Genomic DNA, 9,451 nt, shown 5'->3' with positions numbered 1-9,451 from the left:
ATTAATAACAATAATAATTCGTTTATAAATAAATACAACTTTTGGGCTAATATTTTTTTAATAGCCGTTCTTTTTAATTTTCTTTTTTTTAGAGTTTTATTTTTGGATATAAGCGGAAATTCTTTTATTTATATAATAAATTATATAATCAATTATTCGATATTCATAATTTTTTTTCTGCTTCTATTTTATAAATTCTACGGTTATTTATTTAATTCGCAAATTGTAAACGGAATTTTGGGAATAATTTTTTTGATAACGGGAACTTTGAAATTATATATAAGCGATATTAATATTTATAATATTGTAGAATTATTGTTTTTCATTTTTACTTTTATTATAACGATAAAAACATTGCTCCTGATAATTTTGCTAAAAAATATAAACGAATTGGAAAGAGGAATTTATATATTTATTTTTACGGCGCTCGCATTTTCTAATTTTAGTTATATTTTGTTTTCTATAAATAAAATTGTCGATGACGATATTGTTCATTATGTTTCTTTATTTTTAACTTCGTATATGGAAAAAGTCGCTTCGTTATCTTTTATAATAATTATGATTTCTTATATTATAATTTTTATTCCAAAGTATTGGAAAACTAAAATTAAATATTTTATTTTCGGTTTGGCGATTGTAATATTTTCGTTTATATTAATGTCTGATAAATACAATTTGATAATAATTTATTTTTATAACGCTTTGGGAGTCGGGATTAATTTTCCTTTTATATTCTACGCTTTTTTAACTGTCGCTTTTATTTTTACTTTATTCAGTTTTTTAAGCGCTTCGATTATCTCAAAAAAATATTCAGCCGAGTTTATAATTTTGACTTTATTTATACTTGCGGGAATCGATATGAGCGATTTTACTTTAAGATTAATATCAATTTTTTCGGCAATAGAAATGACGGAAATAATTTTAAATTCTCTTTCTATTGACAGAGATTATTAAATCCATATAATATACTCAATTAAAATTTTAAATTAAAAGGATTTTACAATGAAAAAAATAAAAACAATTCTATCAATCATTTTTTCTACGGTATTTATTTTATGCTTTATCTCATGCGGAGAAAACGCGTCAAATAATAAGATTATAACTATTAATGCGGGACCTCAGCCAAAAACTATAGACCCAAGTTTGAATACCGCTCTGGACGGATGTTATTATGTTATTCATGCTTTCGAGGGTTTAACAACAAAGGATAAAAATGGAAATATTGTCGGCGGAGTTGCGGAAAGCTGGGAAGAGTTTGACGATGGCACAAGATATATATTCCATTTAAGAACCAACGCAAAATGGAGCGATGGCAAACCCGTTTTAGCGGAAGATTTCGTTTATACTTGGAGAAGAGTTGTAGACCCTTTGGTTGGAAGTCAATATAGTTTTCAGCATGAACCAGTGAAAAATGCAAAAGATATTACTGCTGGAAACTTGCCTGTTGAGAGTTTAGGAATAAAGGCTATAGACGATTATACTTTGGAAGTGGTTTTGGAAGCTCCAACGGCTTACTTTTTGGATTTGGTTGCATTTCCAACTTTTTATCCAGTTAGAAGAGATATTATAGAAGAATACGGCGATACTTGGAGTTTAAATCCAGAAACTTATATAGGAAACGGACCTTTTGTAACAACAGAAATAAATCAGGATGACAGTATTGTAATGATTAAAAATACAAATTACTGGAATGTCGATTCCGTTGTCGCAGAAAAATTAAGATTTGTTTTAATGCAAAATGAAAACTCTTCGGTTGCGGGAATTAAAGACGGTTCTATAGATTTTGCTCGAGTAGTTCCGACTCAAGATATACCGAACTTAAAAGAAGAAGGATTATTGCAAATAAAACCGATGCTTGCCTCTTATTTTTACTGCTTTAATGTTACAAACGAAGTATTGAAAGATGTGAGAATTCGTAAGGCGCTCGCTTTGGCTATAGACAGAAATTATATAGTCGAACAAGTAATGAAAGGAGGAGAAACTCCCGCCAACGCTTTCGTTCCTTTTGGAATAAGAGATGTCGATGTCAAAGACAGCTTTAGAGAAATCGGCGGAGGATTCTTTGATATAAGCCCAGAAAATTATCAAAATAATATTGAAGAAGCAAAAAGATTAATGGCGGAAGCGGGCTATCCCGAAGGAAAAGGTTTTCCAGTTTTTGAATTCAAGGCAGACCCTGGTTTTCATGTTGCGATATTCGAAGCGGTTCAGCAGATGTGGAAAGAAAATTTGGGAATAGACACAAAGATAGTTCAAGAAGAATGGGCTGTATTCTTACAAACAAGATACGATAAAAATCTAACTATGGCGCGAGGCGGATGGTTTGGAGATTTTAACGACCCGATAAATTTTTTATCTTTATATACGAGTCATTCCCCAAATAATTATAGTTCTTACAGCAACGCTCAATATGACGCTTATATTCAAACGGCATTGACTACGGGAAATCAAAAAGTGAGAATGGACGCTATGCATAAAGCGGAAGAATTGCTTGTAAACAGTTTCGCTATAGTTCCGATTTATTTTTATACCGAACCATTACTTGTATCTCCAAAATTAAAAGATGTTTATTATGACGCTTTGGCTATGCATAAATTCGTTTATTCGTATAAAGAATAGAATTAAAATTTTCTAAATACAATATTTTTAATAAAAAGGCGTATATATTTTATATATGCCTTTTTTATTTTATTAGTATATAATTAAATTCTAAAATAAAAATTAAGGAATTGACATGAAACAAAAAATAGAAAAAAATACGGTTCAAGAAACTTTGATTATACCTTTATATTCAAGAAAAATAGCGAAAGAAAAATTTCCCGATTTAATTGGAGATAAAATGTCCGACTATATAATCGATAAAATTGATTACGATTTTTCGGATAAAGAAAAATATTTTAATTCTGCAATTGGATTGTATGGAGCTTTGGAAGTCGCTCAAAGAGAATTCGATTTGGAATGCGAGATTAAAGAATATTTGGAAAAACGAGCGGAAGCTTCGGTAGTCAATTTGGGCTGCGGATTAAGCGATTTATTTTCGAGAGTAAATAACGGAAAATGCAAAGGCTATAATTTGGATTTTGAAGATGTTATAAAAACGAGAGACGAATTATTGGAAAAAGCGAACAATGAATTCAATATTGCCTGCGACTTGAACGATTATTCTTGGTTTGAAAAAATCGAAAAAGACAAAGGCGTAATTTTTGTAGCCTCGGGAGTTTTTTATTATTTCAAAAAAGAAGAAGTTAAAAATCTTTTCGTTAAAATGTCGGAATATTTTAACGGCGGAACTATCGCTTTCGATACTTGCAATAAAAGAGGATTGAAAATGATTTTAAAACTTTTAAAAACGATAGATATAAAAGATGTCGGTTCTTATTTTTGCATTTCGGATAATTTAAATGAACTAAAAAGCTGGAGCGATAATTTTGAAAATGTTTCTGGCAAATCTTATATGAACGGTTATAGAAAATTAAAAGATATAAGATTATTATACAAATTTTTAAATATTCTTACCGACAAAATTTTTAATATGCAAATTGTAAAAATAGAATTTAAATAAAAAATAAATAAATTTAGGAGTAATTTTCAAATGGATAAATCTTTTGATATATTTAAAAGCAAACAGGCAAAGCAAATTATTAAATATGTAGAAGAAAAATATAATAATAAATTGGAATTTTTATGGATTAAATTTCCTAAATATGCAGTCTTTCGTCATAAAGAAAATAAAAAATGGTATGCTCTTTTAATATCTTTGGAAGAAAATAAATTAGGAATTGAAAGCGATAAAATAATAGAGATAATATTATAAATTTAATAGACAATGAAAAATATTTTGCGGGCTATCATATGAATAAAAGGAATTGGTTTACAATTAAACTTGACGATAGCGTTCCAATAAAAGAAATATACTATTTTATAGACGAAAGTTATCTTATAACCAATAAATAAATTTTAGCAAGGAGAAAAATTTTTATGATAAGATTGGCAAATGAAAAAGATATAGAACAAATTAATAATTTACTTTATCAAGTTCATAAAGTGCATTCGGACGCTCGCCCCGATTTATTCAAAGCTGGCGGCAAGAAATATACGGACGAAGAATTGAAAGAAATTATAAAAGACGAAGAAAAACCTATATTCGTTTACGAAAGCGATGGAAAAATCGAAGGCTACGCTTTTTGTATTTTAATCAATCACGATAACGAAAATTCTTTATGCGATTATAAAAGTCTTTATATAGACGATTTATGTGTCGATAAAAATTGCAGAGGGAAAGGAATAGGAAAAAAATTATACGATTATGTTTTGGAATATGCGAAAAAAATCGGCTGTTATAATCTCACTTTAAATGTTTGGGAAGGAAACGACAGTGCGATGCGATTCTACAAAAATATTGGACTTAAAATTCAAAAAATAGGAATGGAGAAAATTTTATGAACGAATATATTAATTTGAATTTAGAAAATATCGAAAGCGAACATATTTGCTGCGCTATTTCGGATAAGAAACATCAAGAAGGCGTGAGATTAAAAAAAGAATGGCTTAAAGAAAGAATAAAAGACGGACATATATTTAGAAAATTAAACGAAAGAGGAAAAGTATTTATAGAATACGCGCCGCTTGAAAAATCTTTTTGTCCCGTTAGCGGAAATAATTTTATGTATATATACTGTTTGTGGGTTGCGGGTTCATTTAAGGGAAAAGGCTACGGAAAAGAACTTTTAAAATACGCGATAGAAGACGCTAAAAAACAAAAGAAAAACGGAATCTGCGTCATAAGTGCAAAAAAGAAAAAACCTTATTTATCCGAAAAGAAATTCTTTGAAAAATTTGGATTTGAAACGGTAGACAGTATTGGAGAATATCAATTATTATCTTTGAACTTTGGAAAAGAATCTCCGCGTTTTAACGAAACTGCAAAACAAATGAAAATAAAAAATAAAGACTGGACTATTTATTATAGCGATGAATGTCCCTTCATAGCAAACTGCATAATCGAAGTGAAAGAATTTGCAAAAGAAAATAAAATTAAAGTGAATATTGAAAAAATAGACACGATTGAAAAAGCGAAAAATCTGCCATGCGTTTTCAATAATTGGGCGATTTTCAAAGACGGAAAATATATTTCAAATTTGCTTTTAAATAAAAATTTGGCGGAAAAATTATTTAAGGAAAAAATATGATTATAAGACTGGAAGAAGAAAAAGATTATTTTGAAGTCGAGCGTCTTACAAGAGAAGCTTTTTGGAATATATATAGAGAAGGATGTTTCGAGCATTTAATAATTCATAATTTGAGAAAAAGCAAATCTTTCGTTAAAGAACTGGATTATTGCATCGAAATCGAAAATAAAATAATCGCAAATATAGTTTACGCGAAAGGAAATTTAAAATTGGAAAACGGAAATACAAGAGAGATTTTAATTTTTGGTCCCGTGAGCGTTTTACCCGAATATCAGAAAAAAGGCTATGGCGAGAAACTAATAAATTACACTATAGAAAAAGCGAAAAAATTAGGATATGACGCTATAGTAATTACGGGAAATCCAAATTATTATAAAAAGTTCGGATTTGAAAGCTGTTCCAAATATAAAATCTATTATGAAGGACTTGATAAAAACGAAGAAGCGCCGTTTTTTATGATTAAAATATTGAACGATAATAATATCGAAAATCTGAAAGGAATATATAGCGACCCCGATTGTTATAAAGTTGATGAAAAAGAATTGGAAGAATTCGATAAAAAATTTCCGTTTAAAATAAAAGAAAATAGAAAAGGAAATTAAAATGGAATTAAAAAATTTTCTAATTGTCGTTGAAGATATTGAAAAATCAAAAAAGTTTTACGAAGATTTATTTGGACTTAAACTCATAGCGGATAATGACGGAAATGTGGTTTTGACGGAAAGACTTGCATTGCAGCAAAAATCGTATTGGGAAAAATTTTTAGGCAAAGATGTTGTTATAGAAAGCAATTCGGCGGAATTATATTTTGAAGAAGAAAATATAGAAGATTTTATTCAAAAACTTGAAACTTTATATCCTCAAATAAAATATGTTAATAAATTAATGACGCATACTTGGGGACAAAAAGTGATAAGGTTTTACGACTTGGACGGAAATCTTATCGAAGTTGGAACGCCGATAAAGTAAATTATGAATTATGAATGAAAATAAATTAGTTTAATCATTGCAATTTATTATTTTCCGCATTTTTACTTACATAAGTTCTGAAAACCAAAAAAAAACCGTCCGATAATATTTCAATTTCGTCTCCCAAAGCTTCGTTTAAAGTTCCCTGCCACCAATATTTATAGGCGCTTGTTTCCCATATAGTTCCTTTCGATTCAAATTTAGAACAGTCGATATTGAAAAAACTAATTTGCTGTCCTTTGAAAGAAGCGAATTTTGAATTTCCTTGAGAGGCTACAAAATAGCCATAGTCTGTTAACATTACCGCGTCAATTTTATATTCTTTAAGATAAGTTATAAGATGCGAAATATTTCCTAATGTATGGTCTTCTCTTTTGCCCGTTGCTCCGATATAAGCTATACGATTGAAACCTTTATTAATGCAAAATCGAGTCGCTTTAGTTTGGTCGTTAGTTTCTTGTTCCGTTTCTATATGCAAAATGTTTTTATATTTCCGTTTAAAATTTTCTGGAATCGAATCTCCGTCTCCCACTATCGCGTCCAATTTGCCACCGTTTTTAATATGTTTTACAACCGCTCCATCGCAGCAGCAAATAAAATTCGCGTTTCTTAAAATAGTTAAAGGAATTTCCGCAAAAGGATAATCTCCGTCTCCCAATATCACGGCGTCAAAATTAGTATTTTTGTCAATCAAAGGATAATATTTTTTCATTGTAAATAATTTAATTTTAATCAATTCATTTGAGATAAAATATTTTCTATATGTTTTAGTTGTCTGTCCGCCGTTTTATTATAATCGATTTCGCCGAGCGCGATTTTATAAGCTTTGTCAATTAAATTATCCATTTCCAATTTCGATTTATTAACCATAACTTTTTGAGCCAAATCTTTCGTAATCGCCCATCTTTCTTTTGCCAAATTATAAAAATAAATCGCGTATTCAAAACTTTTTCTTATATCTTCGTCAAACTGCGAATTGTAAAAATAATAATTTTCTTTATCGTAAAGTCCCGCAATATAAATATAATTTTGAGTTATAAGATAATTGAATTGCATATGCATCAAGTCTTTATATCGAGTATAGGCGTTTTCAGTTTCTATAATCGTTAACGCTCTGTTTACAAAATCGAATGGCGCATTTAAGGCTCTCTCCAAATAATCTACATTTTTAAGCATATCGTATTCAGAATAATAGGAAGGCAAAGAATATAATCTATAATAATCTTCCGCATAAACTATATAACCGTAATCTTTTTTTTCAATTATTGTGGATTCTTTAAATCCTACTCTCGAATAAAGATTCAAACTAAAAATTATAAATATGATAAATATTATTTTTTTCATTTTTATTACTTAATTACTTATTTTATTGATTTAATTATTATTAATATTAACGGTAAAAATATATAATTCTTTATTTCTTATTTATTTCAAAAATTTTCCTTTCATTTCGATACATAAATCGAGCAATGCAACGGATAAAGCCGCTTCCAATACGGGAACTGCCCGAACCGCAATGCAAGGGTCATGCCTTCCTTTAATTATAAGTTTATCTTCTTTTTTAGTTTTTATATTCAAAGTTAATTGTTCTTTCGCTATCGAAGGAGTCGGTTTTATAGCCACATTGACGACAATCGGCATTCCGTTTGAAATTCCGCCCAAAATTCCGCCGTTATTATTTGTTTTCGTTTTTATTTTATTATTCTTTATCGTATAAGTATCGTTGCATTCGCTTCCTTTATAATTTACAAAATCGAATCCGAGTCCGAATTCAATTCCTTTAACCGCGGGAACTCCAAAAATCGACTCCGCAATTCTGCTTTCAATCGAAGAATAAAAAGGTTCTCCGAATCCCGCAGGAATATTAAAAGCGACTATAGTTATAATTCCGCCGACAGAATCCATATTCATTTTAGCGTCTTTAATTGTTTTTATCATTTCGTTCATTGCATCGTTATCAAATACGGATAATTCTTTTTTATAATTTTTAATAAATTCTTTATAGCTCGGCAGTTTATTATTTGGATATTTATCTTTTATATTGTGGATTTGCTTTATATGAGCTGCTATATTTATATTAAATTTTTCTTTCAAAGCCGATTTACATAAAGCGCCCGCAAATACTAAAGGAGCGGTAAGTCTTCCCGAAAAATGTCCTCCGCCTCTTATGTCGTTATAATTTTGATATCGTATCATTGCCGTAAAATCGCTATGAGAAGGACGAGGCATTATTTTAAGATTTGAGTAATCTCCGCTTCTTTTATTTTCGTTTCTTATTATCGCGGATATCGGCATTCCCGTAGTTTTATTTTCAAGCAATCCCGAAAGAATTTCCACTTTATCTTTTTCGTTTCTTGCAGTCGATATGCTAGGATTTTTCGCTCTTCTTCGTTCCATTTCGGATTCTATAAAATCGCCGTCAATTTTAATTCCATGCGGAAAACCGTCAATAACGCAGCCGATAGCTTCCCCATGCGACTCGCCGAACAAACTTAATTTAATATTTTTCCCAAACACGCTTCCCATATTTAATCGTCAGCATCTCTTCCTTTTTTGTATCCATAACCGTATCCACCAATAACTCCAACGGATAAAGAAATAATTGAAGGAATGATAATTTTTAATAATTCTGTATTATCTTTAAATATAAATAAAATTGATAATATTAAAAGTCCAAAAAATATTGAAAGCGTTATAATAAAAATTCTTTTTCCTTTTTTATCTTCAAATTCTCTTTCATCATGTTTATCATAATTTTCCAACATTTTATTTATATTATCTTCTGAAAGTTTTGAAACAGGATTAAAAGAACTCGATACGGAAAAAAATTGAGAAATTTCTTCTATAATGCTGTTTTGAGATTTATTTTCTTTTAAGCTAGTTTTTTCGGAAAGAACATTTTCATTATGATTATTTTTATTATTTTTTTGCATAGCTACTTATCATACTTTTTATTATTCTATTATAAGTTGGAATTATCATTCTATCTATACAATTATTTAATCTTTTTCCCATTATTCTACCATAACATAAACTAACGATAGCGTTAAAATCTTCTTCACTTATTTCTTCTCTATACTTTAATGCAATATTAAGCAATCTTTTTTCTTCTCTTATACTATTACTATGCATAAAAATTCCTCAAAATAAATATTTTAACGATTTTTTTAGCAAGAGAAAAATTCAAACAATTTGATGAGATAAAAATTATAGTAGAGTCGAACTTGAAAAATGCTCCGAACTCGTTTGAATTTTCGCTCTCTATGTCATAAAAAAATAACTGTTTAATCATT

General features: G+C 29.2%; 14 protein-coding genes. 9 read left to right on the top strand and 5 right to left on the bottom strand.

Translation table 11 applies throughout. The features are described from left to right. The 9 genes from ACR0QS_RS07905 to ACR0QS_RS07865 form a co-directional block, all read left to right on the top strand. Positions 1–954: WESB_1763 family membrane protein (locus ACR0QS_RS07905; protein WP_432632899.1), on the top strand; the 954-nt coding region annotated here is incomplete at its 5' end. Positions 955–1,002: 48 nt separating this feature from the next. Next, entirely contained in the window at positions 1,003–2,619 is a 1,617-nt protein-coding gene (locus ACR0QS_RS07900) for a peptide ABC transporter substrate-binding protein (RefSeq protein WP_432632898.1), read from the top strand. A 115-nt stretch (positions 2,620–2,734) separates the two neighbouring features. After that, the gene (locus ACR0QS_RS07895; protein ID WP_432632897.1) at positions 2,735–3,562 is read left to right on the top strand and encodes a class I SAM-dependent methyltransferase; all 828 of its coding nucleotides are present in this window, start codon (positions 2,735–2,737) and stop codon (positions 3,560–3,562) included. 30 nt (positions 3,563–3,592) lie between these two features. Next, positions 3,593–3,814, top strand: a complete 222-nt coding sequence (locus tag ACR0QS_RS07890) for a hypothetical protein (RefSeq protein ID WP_432632896.1) — start codon at positions 3,593–3,595, stop codon at positions 3,812–3,814. Positions 3,815–3,852: 38 nt separating this feature from the next. Then, on the top strand, positions 3,853–3,954 hold the full coding sequence (locus tag ACR0QS_RS07885) for a hypothetical protein (RefSeq protein WP_432632895.1): 102 nt from the start codon (positions 3,853–3,855) through the stop codon (positions 3,952–3,954). A 24-nt stretch (positions 3,955–3,978) separates the two neighbouring features. Beyond that, on the top strand, positions 3,979–4,443 hold the full coding sequence (locus tag ACR0QS_RS07880) for a GNAT family N-acetyltransferase (RefSeq protein ID WP_432632894.1): 465 nt from the start codon (positions 3,979–3,981) through the stop codon (positions 4,441–4,443). Continuing rightward, positions 4,440–5,189, top strand: a complete 750-nt coding sequence (locus ACR0QS_RS07875; protein ID WP_432632893.1) for a GNAT family N-acetyltransferase — start codon at positions 4,440–4,442, stop codon at positions 5,187–5,189. Before ACR0QS_RS07880 ends, ACR0QS_RS07875 begins: the two co-directional genes overlap by 4 nt. Next, positions 5,186–5,791: a GNAT family N-acetyltransferase gene (locus tag ACR0QS_RS07870; RefSeq protein WP_432632892.1), complete on the top strand. Its 606-nt coding sequence runs from the start codon at positions 5,186–5,188 to the stop codon at positions 5,789–5,791. The genes ACR0QS_RS07875 and ACR0QS_RS07870 overlap by 4 nt, the downstream gene beginning before the upstream one ends. Position 5,792: 1 nt before the next feature. Then, the gene (locus ACR0QS_RS07865; RefSeq protein ID WP_432632891.1) at positions 5,793–6,158 is read left to right on the top strand and encodes a VOC family protein; all 366 of its coding nucleotides are present in this window, start codon (positions 5,793–5,795) and stop codon (positions 6,156–6,158) included. Between the two features lie 34 nt (positions 6,159–6,192). Here the strand turns inward: ACR0QS_RS07865 and ACR0QS_RS07860 are convergent, their stop codons facing one another. The 5 genes from ACR0QS_RS07860 to ACR0QS_RS07840 all read right to left on the bottom strand — a co-directional run bounded on the left by ACR0QS_RS07860 (position 6,193) and on the right by ACR0QS_RS07840 (position 9,290). Then, positions 6,193–6,870: a thiamine diphosphokinase gene (locus ACR0QS_RS07860; protein WP_432632890.1), complete on the bottom strand. Its 678-nt coding sequence runs from the start codon at positions 6,868–6,870 to the stop codon at positions 6,193–6,195. Between the two features lie 20 nt (positions 6,871–6,890). Then, positions 6,891–7,502: a hypothetical protein gene (locus ACR0QS_RS07855; RefSeq protein WP_432632889.1), complete on the bottom strand. Its 612-nt coding sequence runs from the start codon at positions 7,500–7,502 to the stop codon at positions 6,891–6,893. Positions 7,503–7,583: 81 nt separating this feature from the next. Further along, positions 7,584–8,684, bottom strand: a complete 1,101-nt coding sequence (gene aroC, locus ACR0QS_RS07850; protein WP_432632888.1) for a chorismate synthase — start codon at positions 8,682–8,684, stop codon at positions 7,584–7,586. A 2-nt stretch (positions 8,685–8,686) separates the two neighbouring features. After that, positions 8,687–9,091: a hypothetical protein gene (locus ACR0QS_RS07845; protein WP_432632887.1), complete on the bottom strand. Its 405-nt coding sequence runs from the start codon at positions 9,089–9,091 to the stop codon at positions 8,687–8,689. Next, on the bottom strand, positions 9,078–9,290 hold the full coding sequence (locus tag ACR0QS_RS07840; RefSeq protein WP_432632886.1) for a hypothetical protein: 213 nt from the start codon (positions 9,288–9,290) through the stop codon (positions 9,078–9,080). Before ACR0QS_RS07840 ends, ACR0QS_RS07845 begins: the two co-directional genes overlap by 14 nt. Positions 9,291–9,451 lie beyond the last annotated feature (161 nt).

The sequence above is a fragment of the Brachyspira sp. genome (assembly GCF_050873525.1).
Lineage (GTDB): Bacteria > Spirochaetota > Brachyspiria > Brachyspirales > Brachyspiraceae > Brachyspira.
The sequence above is the reverse complement of the archived record's forward strand: the minus strand, read 5'-3'. Positions and strand labels throughout refer to the sequence as shown.

Coding starts and splice junctions, on each gene's coding strand:
- ACR0QS_RS07900 (WP_432632898.1), top strand. CDS start 1,003: ATGAAAAAAATAAAAACAATTCTATCAATCATTTTTTCTACGGTATTT.
- ACR0QS_RS07895 (WP_432632897.1), top strand. CDS start 2,735: ATGAAACAAAAAATAGAAAAAAATACGGTTCAAGAAACTTTGATTATA.
- ACR0QS_RS07890 (WP_432632896.1), top strand. CDS start 3,593: ATGGATAAATCTTTTGATATATTTAAAAGCAAACAGGCAAAGCAAATT.
- ACR0QS_RS07885 (WP_432632895.1), top strand. CDS start 3,853: ATGAATAAAAGGAATTGGTTTACAATTAAACTTGACGATAGCGTTCCA.
- ACR0QS_RS07880 (WP_432632894.1), top strand. CDS start 3,979: ATGATAAGATTGGCAAATGAAAAAGATATAGAACAAATTAATAATTTA.
- ACR0QS_RS07875 (WP_432632893.1), top strand. CDS start 4,440: ATGAACGAATATATTAATTTGAATTTAGAAAATATCGAAAGCGAACAT.
- ACR0QS_RS07870 (WP_432632892.1), top strand. CDS start 5,186: ATGATTATAAGACTGGAAGAAGAAAAAGATTATTTTGAAGTCGAGCGT.
- ACR0QS_RS07865 (WP_432632891.1), top strand. CDS start 5,793: ATGGAATTAAAAAATTTTCTAATTGTCGTTGAAGATATTGAAAAATCA.
- ACR0QS_RS07860 (WP_432632890.1), bottom strand. CDS start 6,870: ATGAAAAAATATTATCCTTTGATTGACAAAAATACTAATTTTGACGCC.
- ACR0QS_RS07855 (WP_432632889.1), bottom strand. CDS start 7,502: ATGAAAAAAATAATATTTATCATATTTATAATTTTTAGTTTGAATCTT.
- aroC (WP_432632888.1), bottom strand. CDS start 8,684: ATGGGAAGCGTGTTTGGGAAAAATATTAAATTAAGTTTGTTCGGCGAG.
- ACR0QS_RS07845 (WP_432632887.1), bottom strand. CDS start 9,091: ATGCAAAAAAATAATAAAAATAATCATAATGAAAATGTTCTTTCCGAA.
- ACR0QS_RS07840 (WP_432632886.1), bottom strand. CDS start 9,290: ATGCATAGTAATAGTATAAGAGAAGAAAAAAGATTGCTTAATATTGCA.